This is a genomic window from Bradyrhizobium mercantei (genome assembly GCF_001982635.1).
Taxonomy (GTDB): Bacteria; Pseudomonadota; Alphaproteobacteria; order Rhizobiales; family Xanthobacteraceae; genus Bradyrhizobium; species Bradyrhizobium mercantei.
On sequence record NZ_MKFI01000002.1, the window covers coordinates 268,853 to 283,949 of the forward strand.

Annotated in this window: 16 protein-coding genes; 5 read left to right on the forward strand and 11 right to left on the reverse strand. The window is 64.3% G+C overall.

Translation table 11 applies throughout. From position 1 onward, the window contains the following. Window positions 1–35: 35 nt before the first annotated feature. The 3 genes from BI327_RS08855 to BI327_RS08865 all read right to left on the reverse strand — a co-directional run bounded on the left by BI327_RS08855 (window position 36) and on the right by BI327_RS08865 (window position 2,206). The gene (locus BI327_RS08855) at window positions 36–1,193 is read right to left on the reverse strand and encodes a CmpA/NrtA family ABC transporter substrate-binding protein (RefSeq protein WP_076859696.1); all 1,158 of its coding nucleotides are present in this window, start codon (window positions 1,191–1,193) and stop codon (window positions 36–38) included. Then, window positions 1,190–1,780, reverse strand: coding sequence for an ANTAR domain-containing response regulator (locus BI327_RS08860; RefSeq protein WP_028332037.1), 591 nt, complete (start codon window positions 1,778–1,780; stop codon window positions 1,190–1,192). Before BI327_RS08860 ends, BI327_RS08855 begins: the two co-directional genes overlap by 4 nt. A gap of 153 nt (window positions 1,781–1,933) precedes the next feature. Further along, window positions 1,934–2,206: a hypothetical protein gene (locus tag BI327_RS08865; RefSeq protein ID WP_076859697.1), complete on the reverse strand. Its 273-nt coding sequence runs from the start codon at window positions 2,204–2,206 to the stop codon at window positions 1,934–1,936. Window positions 2,207–2,278: 72 nt separating this feature from the next. Here BI327_RS08865 and BI327_RS08870 point away from each other — a divergent pair, with 72 nt between their 5' ends. Further along, a complete protein-coding gene (locus tag BI327_RS08870; protein ID WP_076859699.1) occupies window positions 2,279–2,680 on the forward strand; it encodes a DUF7674 family protein in 402 nt (133 codons plus the stop codon). A gap of 245 nt (window positions 2,681–2,925) precedes the next feature. Here the strand turns inward: BI327_RS08870 and BI327_RS08875 are convergent, their stop codons facing one another. Beyond that, window positions 2,926–3,486 carry an Imm21 family immunity protein gene (locus BI327_RS08875; RefSeq protein ID WP_076859700.1) on the reverse strand — a complete coding sequence of 187 codons (561 nt, stop codon included), beginning with the start codon at window positions 3,484–3,486 and terminating at the stop codon, window positions 2,926–2,928. Between the two features lie 215 nt (window positions 3,487–3,701). Between BI327_RS08875 and rimO the strand changes: the two genes are divergently transcribed. After that, complete coding sequence (gene rimO, locus BI327_RS08880) at window positions 3,702–5,021, forward strand: 30S ribosomal protein S12 methylthiotransferase RimO (RefSeq protein ID WP_076859702.1); 1,320 nt, start codon at window positions 3,702–3,704, stop codon at window positions 5,019–5,021. Window positions 5,022–5,027: 6 nt separating this feature from the next. On the opposite strand, the gene BI327_RS08885 is transcribed toward rimO, so the two are convergent. Next, window positions 5,028–5,324: a hypothetical protein gene (locus BI327_RS08885; protein ID WP_076859703.1), complete on the reverse strand. Its 297-nt coding sequence runs from the start codon at window positions 5,322–5,324 to the stop codon at window positions 5,028–5,030. A 319-nt stretch (window positions 5,325–5,643) separates the two neighbouring features. Here BI327_RS08885 and BI327_RS08895 point away from each other — a divergent pair, with 319 nt between their 5' ends. Continuing rightward, complete coding sequence (locus BI327_RS08895) at window positions 5,644–6,840, forward strand: acetylornithine transaminase (RefSeq protein WP_076859708.1); 1,197 nt, start codon at window positions 5,644–5,646, stop codon at window positions 6,838–6,840. Between the two features lie 103 nt (window positions 6,841–6,943). Here BI327_RS08895 and BI327_RS08900 read toward each other — a convergent pair whose 3' ends face one another. The 3 genes from BI327_RS08900 to pcsA all read right to left on the reverse strand — a co-directional run bounded on the left by BI327_RS08900 (window position 6,944) and on the right by pcsA (window position 9,660). Then, window positions 6,944–7,918, reverse strand: coding sequence for a quinone oxidoreductase family protein (locus BI327_RS08900; protein WP_076859710.1), 975 nt, complete (start codon window positions 7,916–7,918; stop codon window positions 6,944–6,946). Window positions 7,919–8,209: 291 nt separating this feature from the next. Continuing rightward, window positions 8,210–8,935, reverse strand: a complete 726-nt coding sequence (locus BI327_RS08905; RefSeq protein WP_076859712.1) for a TerC family protein — start codon at window positions 8,933–8,935, stop codon at window positions 8,210–8,212. Further along, complete coding sequence (pcsA, locus tag BI327_RS08910; protein WP_076859714.1) at window positions 8,932–9,660, reverse strand: phosphatidylcholine synthase; 729 nt, start codon at window positions 9,658–9,660, stop codon at window positions 8,932–8,934. The genes BI327_RS08905 and pcsA overlap by 4 nt, the downstream gene beginning before the upstream one ends. A gap of 133 nt (window positions 9,661–9,793) precedes the next feature. On the opposite strand from pcsA, the gene BI327_RS08915 reads away from it, so the two are divergent. After that, window positions 9,794–10,978, forward strand: coding sequence for a UbiH/UbiF family hydroxylase (locus tag BI327_RS08915; protein WP_076859716.1), 1,185 nt, complete (start codon window positions 9,794–9,796; stop codon window positions 10,976–10,978). Window positions 10,979–10,990: 12 nt separating this feature from the next. Here the strand turns inward: BI327_RS08915 and BI327_RS08920 are convergent, their stop codons facing one another. After that, complete coding sequence (locus BI327_RS08920; RefSeq protein WP_076859718.1) at window positions 10,991–11,944, reverse strand: AEC family transporter; 954 nt, start codon at window positions 11,942–11,944, stop codon at window positions 10,991–10,993. A 121-nt stretch (window positions 11,945–12,065) separates the two neighbouring features. On the opposite strand from BI327_RS08920, the gene hspQ reads away from it, so the two are divergent. After that, window positions 12,066–12,398 (forward strand): heat shock protein HspQ, encoded by a 333-nt coding sequence (gene hspQ / locus BI327_RS08925; protein ID WP_050406639.1) that lies wholly within the window; start codon window positions 12,066–12,068, stop codon window positions 12,396–12,398. A gap of 16 nt (window positions 12,399–12,414) precedes the next feature. Here the strand turns inward: hspQ and BI327_RS08930 are convergent, their stop codons facing one another. Both BI327_RS08930 and BI327_RS08935 read right to left on the reverse strand, forming a co-directional pair. Further along, window positions 12,415–13,701 (reverse strand): MFS transporter, encoded by a 1,287-nt coding sequence (locus BI327_RS08930; protein WP_210191181.1) that lies wholly within the window; start codon window positions 13,699–13,701, stop codon window positions 12,415–12,417. 357 nt (window positions 13,702–14,058) lie between these two features. Further along, complete coding sequence (locus BI327_RS08935; RefSeq protein ID WP_076859721.1) at window positions 14,059–14,898, reverse strand: invasion associated locus B family protein; 840 nt, start codon at window positions 14,896–14,898, stop codon at window positions 14,059–14,061. Window positions 14,899–15,097 lie beyond the last annotated feature (199 nt).

Consider the following 15,097-nt stretch of genomic DNA (forward strand, 5'->3'; position numbering starts at 1 on the left):
ATGCAAAGGGGCTGGAGCTGGCGGCCGCTGCCCGTTCAGGGCTTCCAGCGCCCGATCCTGAACGCCGCCAGGTGGCCCGGGACGTCGGCCGGATCGAACGGCGGGCCGGTGAACGCGCCGATGGCGTTGGAGGTGCCCAGCGGGCGCCCCGACGCGGCGTCGTAGAGGTCCGGCCTGAACACGGCCATGGCGGCCTTCAGCGCCTCCGGCCGGTACGGCGTCTGGCCCCAGCGAACCATCTGCGCGTAGAGCCAGGCCGCCTGCCCCGGGTCCGGCCGCGCGGCCGCCTCGCGCCCAACCAGCAGATAGCGATCGCTTTCGCGCATGGTGCCATCGGATGAGATCTTCAGCCGACCATCGAGCGTGCGCTGGATGACGCTGGCATCGACCCCGAGCCGCTCGGGTGAGCTGAGGATGCGCGCGACCTCGCCCCGGTTCTCGGGCTGCTCGATGAACTCGGCGGCGCGCAGATGCGCGCGCACCAGCGCCGCCACGGTCTGGGGATGCTTCTCCGACCAGCTCTGGCGTACCGCCAGCACCTTCTCCACCGCACTGAGCAGAATGTCGGAGACGAAGTGCAGGATGTGGCCGACGCCGAGATCGACTGCGATCGAATTCCAGGGTGCACCGACGCAGAACGCGTCGACGTGGCCGTTGGCGAGACTGTCCACCATGTAGGGCGGCGGCAGCACCACGAGCTGGACGTCCTCGTCGGGATCGACGCCGCCGGCCGCCATCCAGAACCGCAATTGATAATTGTGGGTCGAGAACGGAAAGGTCATGCCGAAGGTCAACGGCTCAGCCCCGCTCTTCCGCCGCTTTGCCACCACGCGGGCAAGCGCCTGCGCGGTGGCCATCGGATCGAAGCGGTCGCCGTCGATCTCTTCCATCAGCGCGGCGTGTAGTACCGGCGATACCGTGATGGCGTTGCCGTTGAGCCCGAGGTTGAAGGGCGCCGCGATCGGCACCTTGACGTGGCCGAGCCCGAGGTGTGATGCGATCGCGACCGGCGCCAGCAGATGGGCGGCGTCGAACAGGCCGATATTGAGCTTGTCGCGGACGTTCGACCACGACACTTCGCGCACCAACGTGACGTCGAGGCCCTCGGCCGCGGCAAAGCCCTTGTCGGCAGCAACGATCAATGCGGCGGCGTCCACCAGCGGAATGAACCCGATGTGCAACGGTGTGGTCATTTCAGGAGCTCCGACGCCGTCAGGATCGATTGCGCGATCTCGCCGATCTTCTTCTTCTCGCGCATCGCGGTCGAGCGCATCAGCACGTAGGCCTCCTCCTCGGTCAGCCCCTTCACCTTCATCAGGATGCCCTTGGCGCGGTCGATCACCTTGCGCTCCTCCAGCGCATGCTTGGTACGGTCGAGCTCGTCCTGCAGCTTGGCGAAGGCATTGAAGCGCGACACGCAGAGGTCGAGGATCGGCTTCATGCGCTCCTTCTTGAGGCCGTCGACGATGTAGGCGGAGACGCCCGCCTCCACCGAGGCCTGGATCGAGGCGGCGTCGCTCTGGTCGACGAACATCGCGATCGGCCGGCGGACGGCGCGGCTGACCTGGAACATCTGTTCCAGCACGTCACGGCTGGGATTCTCGAGGTCAATGACGATGATTTCGGGATCAAGCGCATAGATCCGCGAGAGCAGGCTCTGCATCTCGCTGATATGGACCACGTCCGTATAGCCGGCCTCCCGAAGCCCCTCCTCCAGGATGGCCGCACGGATCGGGCTCTCGTCGACAATGACGATCTTGGGAGACGATTCAGCGCTCATCGACAACTCTTAAGGCCCGGCAAAGACCATCCATATCACGCCGGAAGCCCCCGGAAAGGGTTGTAATTCTCGGCAATTGGGACTAGCTCCTGCCCATCAATCAGGCAGATTCAAAGATATGCAAGAGGCCGCCGCGCCGAAAGACGACGGCGTTCATGCATCATCGATGGCGTAGCGGATCAATCGACCGCAGACTTCCAGGCTGACATCGCTTGTCGATGCCCCCAGATCGTCAAGAAATTCGCGAGCGACGAAGCCCTCAAGGAAGTAGGCATAGTGCTTGCCCGACCGAAAAATCGAGTCGGTCGCGCTGGGTGCTTCACTTATCAGGAGTGCCTCGGCATCAGGGCTCCAAGGCTCGACCACATAGATGACTTCCTCTTCAGTCCAATCGTGCCGAGACGTGAGCAACTCCCGCAGAGTCATATTGACCTCCGATCCTAACCAGCAACCAGTACCTTGCCGGAGGGCTCCGCCGCCAGCTAAGTTCTGCCGGCAATGATCACCAAAAATGACATGTTCGACCCAATGCTCGTCGCGTGTCCGGCATTCGTGCCGGCCTGGCACGCTTTCGTCAACGAATGGGAAGGTAGCGAGGACGACCTACCATACTACGTGGCGCTCGGAGATTTAGCTCACCATCTCGTGGAGCAGCTCGACGCCGGTGCAACCCAAAATTTCGAAGCGGTCTTCGATGTGGTTGAGCGATGGCATTGCCAAGGGGATTCCTACGTGAAGGAGGCCGCCACGATTGGTCTGCTCGAGGGTATCCAGAACATCTCTCTGAATAGAGGCACCGATCCGAGAAGGTTCGAATTTTGGCTTAAACCTGAATCGAAGCGCCGGTGGGATGAGCTCAGTCGTTTCTGGAACGGCGAAAATGTCCTCTCCGACGACTGAATACCCATTCCAAATTGGCGGATATCCACCCTTTGGGTAGCGGTTGAATTTTTCCGTCAGATCAATTAGTTGGATCGCTATACCCGAACAATTCAGATCAGGCTCCAGGCGACCAGATGGAAAGAGCGCCCCATATTTCGTTCGTTAGTCTCAGCTGCTCCTGAGACAATGAATATAAACCTTCTGAGCTGACTATTCGCAAAACAAGACTACCGCCGGTCGCGGTTGTCGTCTGGCTCCGAACTCTAGCTAGCTTTGTCGGGCGGTGAGCTGATCCGACGGATTTCGCGAACGACAATCGACAGCCCGGCAGAGCAGTGGTACGCAGCCTTTGCTAAGTAACTGCCTGGACGTAACGCCAGAGCTTGATGATTGCCGCGCAGATCGGAGCCGCGCTCCGATGCATCAGTCAGCCACATTGCGCCGGACGCACCCGTCTCAAATTCCAGCCGCTCAGCGTCTGAACTTGCCAGAAGGTCCCGCAGTTGCGCTGTGTGCAATGCAGGCTCGATGAGTCGTTCGTCATCAACGCCAAGCCACTGGACGAGAGAGCCTCCGTCACCCTGACCATTGCTGTACCATGCCATGTCGCCGGCATCGCCAGATAACACAACAGCGCGGCCCTTGTGGCAGGCAACTGATCCCAGCCAAGTCGTTACTCTGCACGCACGAGCATAGTCACTCTGGTCAGCCGGATCTCTATGATCGCGCCATCCGTCGATACCCTGCCAATGAGAGAGTTGTTCATCAGCAATCAGCAAGTGAGGACCGCCGGTTGTCGCTATCCAGTTGTGCGTTCGGATCATGCGTCTAGTGATAGCAGTATTTTATCGTTGGCTGGCAAATGTTCGCTCTTTTGCCGGTAACGCGCGCTGAATTGTGGCATCCCTAGGAACTGGCGGATCCCAGATGGTCACGAACGAACAAAACTTTATCGCCGCCGGAACATGCCAGTGGTTGAATTTTGCCATCGGATCAATTAGTTGGATCGCACAATCCCAGCAATTCAGATGCAAGATTCATGGAAAGAGCGCCCCATATCTCGTTCGTTAGTCTCGGGTGCCCCAAGGCGCTGGTCGATTCCGAGCGCATCATCACCCGGCTGCGCGCGGAGGGCTATGAACTCGCGCGCAAGCATGACGGCGCCGACATCGTCATCGTCAACACCTGCGGCTTCCTCGACAGCGCCAAGCAGGAATCGCTGGCGGCGATCGGCGAGGCCATGGCCGAGAACGGCAAGGTCATCGTCACCGGCTGCATGGGCGCCGAGCCGGAGCAGATCGAGAGCGCCTATCCCGGCGTGCTCTCGATCACGGGGCCGCAGCAATATGAGAGCGTGCTGGACGCCGTGCACCGCGCGCTGCCGCCGGCGCACAATCCTCACCTCGACCTGGTACCGCCGCAGGGCGTCAAGCTGACGCCCCGGCACTACGCGTACTTGAAGATTTCCGAGGGCTGCAACAACCGCTGCAGCTTCTGCATCATCCCGAAGCTGCGCGGCGACCTGGTGTCGCGGCCGGCCAACGACGTGCTGCGCGAGGCCGAGAGACTGGTGAAGGCCGGGGTCAAGGAATTGCTGGTCATCTCGCAGGACACCTCGGCTTATGGCGTCGACCTGAAATACGCCGAGAGCCCGTGGCAGGATCGCAGCGTGCGCGCGAAATTCTACGATCTGGCAAAAGAGCTCGGCGAGCTCGGCGCCTGGGTGCGACTGCAATATGTCTACCCCTACCCGCATGTCGACGAAGTCATCGGCCTGATGACCGAGGGCAAGGTGCTGCCCTATCTCGACATCCCGTTCCAGCATGCGAGCCCGGACGTGCTGCGCGCGATGAAGCGCCCGGCCGCCCAGGAGAAGACGCTGGCGCGGATCCAGAAATGGCGCGAGCAATGCCCGGAGCTGACGCTGCGCTCGACCTTCATCGTCGGCTTCCCCGGCGAGACCGATGCCGATTTCGCCTATCTGCTCGACTGGCTCGATGAAGCCGGGATCGATCGCCTCGGCTGCTTCAAATACGAGCCGGTCGCCGGCGCCACGTCGAACGCGATTGCCAATGCCGTGCCCGACGAGGTCAAGCAGGAGCGCTGGAATGCGCTGATGGCGCGGCAGCAGAAGATTTCGGCGAAGCGCCTGAAGCGCAAGGTCGGCACCCGCCAGCAGGTGATCATCGACGAGGTCGGCCCGACGGTTGCAAAAGGCCGGTCAAAGGCCGACGCGCCGGAGATCGACGGCGCCGTCTATCTCAGCAGCCGCCGCCCGCTCAAGGTCGGCGAGATCGTCACCGCCAAGATCGAACGCTCGGACGAGTACGACCTGCATGGCAGCGTCGCGGGATTCTGACGCCGCCTAATTGGTCGTCGGCGGCGCGGCGAGTGCCGGGTCGAGCGTCCGCAGCACGCGATGGATGCGGACTGAACTGGCGATGCCCGCGTTGCGCACATAGGCATCGATGACCGCCTCGCTCTCGACCACGACGAGGCCGAACAGCTTGCGATCGTCCGTCGCATAGGTGCAGAGCCAGTGCATCTTGCCCTGCGTCGCGATGATGGCGTCCAGCGCAATCCGCGCGTGACGCGCCGCCTGCGCGTCATCGGTCACGTCGAAATTGGCCGGAAGATCTCGTTCGATCAGCAGCTTGATCACGGCCCACCTCCAAGATTACTCCAAGATTGCCTCGTCGCAGTCTAACACGCTCCGCGAGCCGACTGCGTGCGATATCACCTGCCGCTTGACACCACCGCCCTTTCGGCTGTATGGCCCTGCGCCATGAAGCTGAACCGGACCCACCGCCGCGCCATCAACCGTCGTCGCACCTGCGACGATGCTGGGCTGCGCCGTGTCCGACGCCATCGCTGATTTGAATAATCAGCCAAGGTTTTCGAGAAGGCCGCGCCCGCAAAGCGCGGCCTTCTTGCTTTTCGGCCTGCCCTTTTTCCCAACACTGACCCCAGAGGAGATCGACATGACCAACGCTACCCCTCCGTTCGACGCGCTGATGGACATCACCGCCCGCCCGGAGGTCGTGTTCGTGCGCGGCGCCGGCTCGTATCTCTGGGACTCCAATCGCAACCGCTATCTCGACTTCGTGCAGGGCTGGGCGGTGAATCCGCTCGGCCATTCGCCGGTCATCGTGGCCGATGCGCTGGCCGCGCAGGCCAGGCGGCTGCTGACGCCGAGCCCGGCGTTCTACAACGAGCAGAGCCTGAAGCTGGCAAAGATGCTGGTCGACAACAGCTGCTTCGACCAGGTGTTCTTCGCCAATTCCGGCGCGGAGGCCAATGAAGGCGCGATCAAGCTGGCGCGGAAATTCGGCGCCAAGTACAAGAATGGCGCGCACGAAATCATCACCTTCGAGGGAGGCTTCCACGGCCGCACACTCGCGACCATGTCGGCCTCGGGCAAGAAGGCATTCGAGCCGCTGTTCGAGCCGAAGGTGTCGGGCTTCCGCAAAGCGCGGCTGAACGACATCGCGTCGGTGCGGCAGCTGATCAGCTCGTCGACGGTCGCGGTCATGCTGGAGCCGATCCAGGGCGAAGCCGGCGTGTGGCCTGCGAGCGATGCATTCCTCAGGGAGTTGCGGGCTTTGACCCAGCAGCGCGGCCTGCTCTTGATCGTCGACGAGATCCAGACCGGCATCGGCCGAACCGGAAAGCTGTTCGGCTATGAGCACGCCGGCATCGAACCCGACATCATGACGCTCGGCAAGGGCATCGGCGGCGGCGTGCCGCTCGCAGCGCTGCTCGCGACCGAGCACGCTTCGTGCTTCGATCACGGCGATCAGGGCGGCACCTTCAACGGCAATCCCTTGATGTGCGCCGCGGGGCTCGTCGTGCTCGATCAGATCGGTAAGCCGGATTTCCTGAAGTCGGTTGTCGATGCCGGCCTGCTGCTCGAGCGCGAATTGCAGCGGCTGTCGGCGCGGCACGGGCTCGGCGAGATCAGAGGCCGCGGCCTGCTGCTCGCGCTCGATCTCAAGATGCCGATCGGTGCCGCTGTGGTCGCCGAGGCGTTCGCGGCCGGCGTGCTGATCAACTCGCCGCAGCCGGACACGCTGCGCTTCATGCCGGCGCTCAACGTCACCAAGGAAGAGATTTCCTTGATGATCGACTGCCTCGATACGGTGCTGACGAAAGTCGGCGCCGCAAGGCGGGTGGCGTAGCCGCCACCGCCGTCATTGCGAGCGAAGCGAAGCAATCCACCTCTCCGCGTATGCGGGACAATGGATTGCTTCGTCGCTTCGTTCCTCGCAATGACGGCTGAAACTACGGCCGGAGAATCGCCGCGCCCGTGGTCGCCCGGCTCTCCAGGTCGATATGCGCCTTGGCCGCGTCCTTCAGCGCATAGGCGTGGTTGATCGGCACGTGCAGCTTGCCGTTGATCACGGCGGCGAACAGCGTGTCGGCGCCTTCGAGCAATTCCTTGCGGGTGCCGACATAGTCGTTGAGCTTGGGCCGCGTCGCGAACAGCGAGCCGTGGTTGTTGAGCTCGGAAAGCGCGAATGGCGGCACCGGGCCCGACGCGTTGCCGAACGAGACGAACAGGCCGCGCGGCCTGAGGCAGGACAAGGACCCCGGGAAAGTGGTCTTTCCGACGCCGTCATAGACCACGTCGCAAAGCTCGCCGCGGCTGATCTGCTTGACGCGTTCGACGAAATTCTCCTCGTTGTAAAGGATGACGTGGTCGCAGCCATTGGCGAGCGCGAGGTCGGCCTTGGCCTTCGAGCCGACGGTGCCGATGACATGCGCGCCGAGCGCCCGCGCCCACTGGCAGGCGAGCAGTCCGATGCCGCCGGCCGCGGCATGGATCAGCACGCGATGGCCCTGCTCGACCTTGAAGGTCTTGTGCAGGAGGTACCAGACCGTGAGCCCCTTGAGCATCAGCACAGCGCCCTGCTCGTAGGTGATGTGGTCGGGCAGCTTTACAAGTTTGTCCGCCGGTATGACGCGCTCGGAGGCGTAACCGCCGAGGTTGTAGTAGTAGGCGACGCGATCGCCGGGATGGAAATTGGTGACCCCGGGGCCGACGGCCAAAACCTCGCCCGCAGCCTCGTTGCCGGCGACGAACGGCAGGCCGGGCGCCTTGTACAGGCCGGTGCGGAAATAGACGTCGATGAAGTTCAGCCCGACCGCGTGCTGGCGGATCCGGACCTCGCCGTTCCCCGGCGGGCCGACCTCGACGTCCTCATAGGTCAGGACCTCCGGGCCGCCCACCTTGTGCACGCGCACAGCCTTGGTCATGTCGTCGCTCCCCTCAGAAAACTCGCGTCAAGCGAGCGAATGCCATCGGGCCCGCCTTGTCAACCAAGCAGCCCGGAACTGGCCTGGAGCCTGATGAGATTAGGTTGAGCTGGACCAACAGTGGAGGTTCACCTCTCCCTAGGGAGAGGTCGGCGCGTCGCGCCGGGTGAGGGGTTACGGTCTCTCAATAGGGCTGCGGCCCCTCACCCGATTTGCTTCGCAAATCGACCTCTCCCCATCGGGAGAGGTAAAGCAAGTGGCCGAGCCGATTCGATCCAAGCTCATCTTGCGCTAGCCGGCCACCTTCTTGCGGTTGCGCTTGGCCAGGACGTTGAACGCCTCGACCGCGGCCGAGAATGCGATGGCGAAATAGATGTAGCCGCGCGGGATGTGGAAACTGAATCCGTCGGCCACCAGCGCCACGCCGATCAGCACCAGGAAGGCCAGCGCCAGCATCTTGGTGGTCGGATGCTCCGCGACGAAGCGCGCCACCGGTCCGGACGAGACGTACATGATGATGCACGCGATCACGACCGCGGCAATCATGATCTCGATGTCCTGCGCCATGCCGATCGCGGTGATGATCGAGTCCAGCGAGAACACGAGGTCGATGATGATGATCTGCACGATCACCCAGAAGAACGCGTTGGGGCTCGGCTTGTCCTTCTCCTCGACGTCACGCGCCTCGACCTCGGCATGGATCTCGTGGGTCGCCTTGGCGATCAGGAACAGGCCGCCGCCGATCAGGATGATATCGCGCCAGGACAGCGCGACGCTCGTGACGGTGATCACCGGCTGGGTCAGTCCGATCAGCCAGACCAGAACGCTAAGCAGGATGATGCGGAACACCAGCGCCAGCAGCAGGCCGATCTGCCGCGCGCGATTGGCCTGCGGTTGCGGGATCCGCGAGACGAGCACCGACAGGAAGATGACGTTGTCGATGCCGAGCACGATCTCGAGCGCAGTCAGGGTCAACAGCGCCGCCCAGGCTTCCGGGCTGGTGATCAATTGCATCATGCTCTGAAGGCTTTCATCCTGCGGATCAATGTATCGCTGCCGACGATGTAGACGGCAATGGCGCAGAGACCGAACGTGATCGGGGCTCCGACCACGAAATCATTCGCGAGCGTATACGCGCCGAGCAGCGCCCAGGCGGCGAGCAGCCACAGCGTCAGCCAGCGCAGCCGCACCACGCGGAACGGGTGCAGCACATGGAACGGCGCGAAGGTCAGCACGATCAGGAGCGCGACCACGATGGTCGACAGCACCGGCGGCAGATGCAGCAGGAACAGATAGAACGCCGCCGCATTCCACAGCGCCGGGAAGCCGCGGAAATGGTTGTCGTCGGCCTTCATGCGGCGATCGGCGAAATACAGCGCGCTGGAGACCACGATGCCGATGCCGAGGATCGGCGCGGCCAGCGGCAGCAGCATGCCGCTCGCGGTGATCGCATAGGCCGGCACGAACACATAGGTGACGAAATCAACCACCAGGTCGAGCACCTCGCCCGACCAGTTCGGTTGCAGGCGCACCACGTCGAGCCGGCGCGCCAGCGGGCCGTCGATCCCGTCGATGATCAGCGCGACCCCGAGCCAGGCGAACATGTTGGCCCAGTGCTCGCGCACGGCCTCCAGCATCGCCAGCAGCGCCACCCCGGCGCCGAGCGCCGTGAAAATATGAACGGAGAATGCGGCGGTCCGCATCCGTTCTGGCAACGCATCGGGCTGGCTCGAATGCTCCATCGGCCGAAGTGCTATCAGGAATCGGGCCGCTTTGCATATGCGGTCTTGCGGCGTTCCGCCGCGCAAGGCGTTGGAAACTCTTGGTGGTTACCGATGGCTTGAAAATCGGGCGGAGCATGTCAAATGTCCTGATATGACCGACAGCTCGCAGGATTATGACGTTATCGTAATAGGCGGCGGCCCGGCCGGATTGACGGCTGCGATCGCGCTTGCCGATGCCGGCGCACGGACCGCGCTGTTGGCGCGCCGTGTGCCCTATGCCGACAACCGGACCACCGCATTGCTCGGCGCCTCGACCGAGATCCTGGAGCGGCTCGACGTCTGGCGCCGTTGCAGCGACAAGGCGGCGGCACTGAAGACCATGCGCCTGGTCGACGACACCGGCCGCCTGATCCGCGCGCCGGAGGTGCGGTTCTCCTCCGACGAGATCGGCCGCGAGCAGTTCGGCTTCAACATCGACAATCGCGCGCTGGTCGCAGCGCTCGAGGACCGTGCCGGCGAGATGGCGGCACTGACCCGGTTCGACGACGAGGCCGCTTCGGTGCAGCCGGACGAGGCCGGGGTCACCGTGACGACGCGGCAGGGCCACGCACTGCGGGCCCGGCTCGTGGTCGGCGCCGACGGGCGCAATTCATTATCCCGCGAGGCCGCCGGCATCGAGGTGACGAGCCGCGAGCTCGGGCAGTCCGCCCTCACCTTCAACATCACCCATAGCCGGCCGCACAACAACATCTCGACCGAGTTTCACACCGAGCACGGCCCCTGCGTGTTCGTGCCGCTGAGCGGCAACCGCAGCAGCGTGGTCTGGGTCTCGATGCCCAAGGAGGCCGAGCGGCTGATGGCGCTTGGTGACGCCGAATTGTCTGACGCCGCGGAGCGCCAGTCGCATTCCATTCTCGGCCGCGTCGAGGTCCAACCCGGCCGCAACGTGTTTCCGCTTGCGATCGAGCGGCCCCGGCAGTTCGCCAGGGACCGTGTCGCACTGGTCGGGGAATCCGCCCATGTGCTGCCGCCGATCGGCGCGCAGGGCCTCAACATGGGGCTGCGCGACGCCGCCGATATCGCCGAGATCGCAGGCCAGGCGATCGGCCGCGGCGAGGATCCCGGCGCGCCGAACGTGCTGGCGCGCTATCAGGCGGCGCGGCGGCCCGACGTCGCCAGCCGGACCTGGGCGATCGACATCGCCAACCGCTCGCTGCTCAGCGACTTCCTCGGCGTGCAGACCGCGCGTGCCGCCGGCCTGCATTTGCTCGGCGCCTTCGGCCCGCTGCGGCGGCTTGCGATGCGCGAGGGCCTCGCGCCGTCATGGCGGCGCTAGACCTCTGGCGTCCTAGGGAAACACCAGCCGTCCGCTCTGGATGAACCACATCACGCTGGTCAGCGTGACCACCGAGGCGAAGGTGCCGATCAAGACCGCGACCGACGCCGGCTCGATCCAGGTGTCGTTCTGCCGCGCGATCACGAACACGTTGAGCGCCGGCGGCAACGAGGCCATCAGCACCGCGGTCGCAGCCCAGGGCTGTGCGAACGGACCGAACAGCAGCATCAACCCGAACGCCAGCAACGGGTGGATCAAAAGCTTGATCGCAACCACGCCCGGCACCTCCCACGGCACCCGTTCGAACGGCCGCAGCGCCACCGTGATGCCGAGCACGAACAGCGCCGTCGGCGCCGCAGCGTTTTGCAGGAACTGGATCGTCCGGTCGAGCGCTGTCGGAATCGGGATGTGAAACGCGGCGACCAGCGCGCCGAACACGGCCGACATGATCAGCGGGTTCTGCGCGATCTGCCGCAGCACCACGCCGAAGGCGTGCAGCAGAGAGGGATGGTCGCGGTCGGTGAGCTCGATCAGCAGCGGCACGATCGAGAACAGGAAGATGCTGTCGCAGCAGAAGATCAGCGCGGTCGGCGCCGCTGCGTTGGTGCCGAGCACGGCGAGCGCGAGGCCCGGGCCCATATAGCCGATATTGCCGTAGGCGCCGGATAGGCCGGCCAGCGTCGCCTCGCGCAGCGAAAGCCCGCCCATCAGCTTGCCCACGACCATCGCCAGGAAGAACGCGAGCACGGTTCCGAGCGAGGTGGCGATCAGGAATGGCGGGTTGTTCAGCTCGGCGAACGGCGTCTTGGACATGATCCCGAACAGCAGCGCCGGCAACGAAACGTAAAGCAGGAAGAAATTCATCCAGGCGAGCCCGCTCTCGGGCAAACCCCTGGCTTTTCCGCACGCATAACCGATGAAGATCAAGCCGAAATACGGCAACGCCAGATTGAGGATATCGATCATTCTGAAAGTAGTTTCTCGGCCGGCTTTCGGGTCGTTTTTGCAGGGCTGGAATCGGTAAACCCTGGGTTAATTCGGAGCTTAGCCCCTAGCATCGGCCACAATGTTGGTCTATCGACGAACCATGATCAAAGCGCGCACCGCCAAGTTTCAGATCGGGCAGATCGTCCGTCACCGGGTGTTCTCCTTCCGGGGCGTGATTTTTGATATCGACCCGGAGTTCAACAACACCGAGGAATGGTGGCTGTCGATCCCCGAGGACATGCGGCCGCACAAGGACCAGCCGTTCTATCACCTGCTCGCGGAAAACTCGGAGACCGAGTACGTCGCCTATGTCTCGGAGCAGAACCTGTTGCCCGACGATTCCGGCGAGCCGATCCGGCATTCGCAGGTGGCGGAGATCTTCATCAAGGACAAATCGGGCGGCTACCGTCCGCGCAATCCGTCGCTGAACTGACATTTGGCGCGGGCGCTCACACGCCCTCGCGCCTCGCCAGCACTACCGCAATCGCCCAGACCACGAAGCCCGCCAGCGCCAGACCCGCGCCGACGAGGCCGGTCGACGTCCAGCCATAGCCGGCGGCAACGGCCATGCCGCCGAGCCACGGCCCCAGCGCGTTGGCGACATTGAAGGCGGAATGATTGAGCGCCGCAGCGAGGCTCTGCGCCTCGCCCGCGACATCCATCAGCCGGGTCTGCAGCACGGTGGCTAGCGCCCCGCCAAGCCCGATCAGGAACACGTCGGCGCTCAGCGTCCAGACATTCATCGCCGCCAGCGGGTACAGCGCCAGCGTCGCCGCCGACCACAGCAGCAGGCCGCCTGCGGTCGCCATCAGCGCGCGATCGGCAAAGCGCGGCACGATGATGTTGCCGGCGGTGAGGCCGGCTCCGAACACGCACAGCGTGACCGGCACCAGCGCGGGCGATGTGTGCGTGACCGCCAGCATGGTCGAGGCGAGATAGGTGTAGACCGAGAACAGCCCGCCGAACCCGATCGCGCCGATCGCGAGCGTCAGCCAGACATGCTTGCGCCCAAGCGCCGACAATTCGCGCAGCGGGCTCGCATTGGAATTTGCGACGTCGCGCGGGGCGAAGATCAGCACAAGGATGGCGGTGAGCAGCGCGAGACCCGCAACGATCGCGAACGCCCAGCGCCAGCCGATCGCCTGCCCCACGCCGTTGGCAAGCGGCACGCCGATCGTGGTCGCGATGGTGAGGCCGAGCAGCACGCGGCCGACCGCCGCCGTGCGCTTGTCGATCGGCACCAGCGAGGCCGCGACCAGCATGGCGATGCCGAAATAGGCGCCGTGCGGCAGGCCTGCGAGGAAACGCAGCACCAGCATGGTGTGATAGTCGGGCGCGAGCCCCGAGAGGCCGTTCATCAGCGCGAAGAAGCCCATCAGCGCGATCAACAGCGTCCGCCGCGTCATCCGCGCCGACAGCACGGCGATCACGGGCGCGCCCACCACGACGCCGAGCGCGTAGGCGCTGATGGCGTGGCCGGCCTGGGGCTCGCTGACGTTGAGGTCACGGGCGAAGAACGGCAGCAGGCTCATGGTCGCGAACTCGGCGATGCCGATCGCAAACCCGCCCATCGCCAGCGCGAGATGGACGATGCCCGGATGAACGCGACCTCGGACGTTGTCCTGGCTGACGCGGATGCCGGCATCTGCCGAAGCACCGCCGCTCGGCCGCTGCAAATCCTCGCTCCCGGGCCGGGACAACGGTTCCCGCCGCTTGGTGTTGACTTGCTGGGACATTGCGCGACTTCCATGACTGCGAACGGCGGCCAGGGGTCGCGGAGAACCACGCGCGCACGTGCGCATCGAAGGCGCTGTTCCGCGCTTTCGTCTGGCCTCCCGTAACGGTTTTATGATTGTGCTTCGACGCCGGACTTGTCCGGACAAGGCACTGATCCGGACAAGGCACTCACGATCCGCGCTGACGGCGCGACGCAACCGGAGCACCCTTCAGCAAACATCGCACACGATGCGCGCGATCACCAGCGCGGCAGGCTGCCATCAGCCAGTCGGTTTCGCATGACAAAAAAGGCGCCCTTCCGGGCGCCTTTTGCTTGCGATGATCTCGCGCTGTCTTGAGCGCCTGATCGAACGTTCTTACTTCGCCGCCGGGTTGGCCGGAGCCGCCGGCGCAGCGCCACCGCCGGCGCCTTCCAGCTTCTTGCGCTGCTCTTCGGCGCGCTTCTGCAACTCTTCCTGCAGCTTCTTCGAGTTTTCCTCGAACACCTTCGGATCGGTCGGCGGGCCGTCATAGGCCTTGGCGAATTCGGTGTTGAGCGGCAGCGGCAGCGTCAGCGGTGCGCCGTTGGAATTGATCGCCTGAACAACGAGGTTCTGGCCCTTCTTCATGTTGGCGATCAGCTCGGGGGTTGCTTCATAGTCGGACATGCAACCGTTCTGGAAGCAGATCACATAGGGTGCCTGCTGCGGCGGGTTGCCGTCGACGATGATGCGGGTGCCGTGGACGAGCTGCATGCCGAGCGGCAGCGTGACGCGCAGGATCTTCTTCGGCTCGCCTTCCGGCTCGATGATCACGGCGGCGATCACCGGCTGGCCCGACTCGATGCGGCCGTCCTTGCCGGTGAAGCAGACCTGCTTGGCGTTGGCTTCCTGGCCCTTCAGACAGAACTTGGTCCAGGGCGCGTAGATCAGCTGGATCTGCTGATCCTGGGGCGGCTGCTGGCCGGCGGCCGCAGCGGGCGGCGCACCTGCGGCCGGTGCCTGGGCTGCGGGTGCCTGGGCTGCCGGAGCCGGCGCCTTCGGAGCTGCCTTGGGTGCCGCCTTGGGCGCTGCCTTCGGTGCCGCGGGCGCCGGCGCTGCCGGCTGCTGGGCCTGAGCGGCAGGAACCAGGAGCGCTGCAGAGAATGCCGTCGCCGCCATCAGGGCAACAATTCGCCCATGCGGCCGGACCGGGGCGGCCAAGATACGGAAATTCATTGCGGAAAACCCTTTCTGAACGGCAGCGCCCGAAACCGCTGCAGGCGCCGACACATAGCCGCGAAACACAGCTGCTCCCGCGGCTGTCTCCTCGTCAATTGAGGCGGATACGTGACAGGCGTTCCCGCCCCCCAATTGCACGCCTTCAATACAGCGGCGCGCGGAAAGATCAATGCCGACAAGCGCATTTGCACGCATC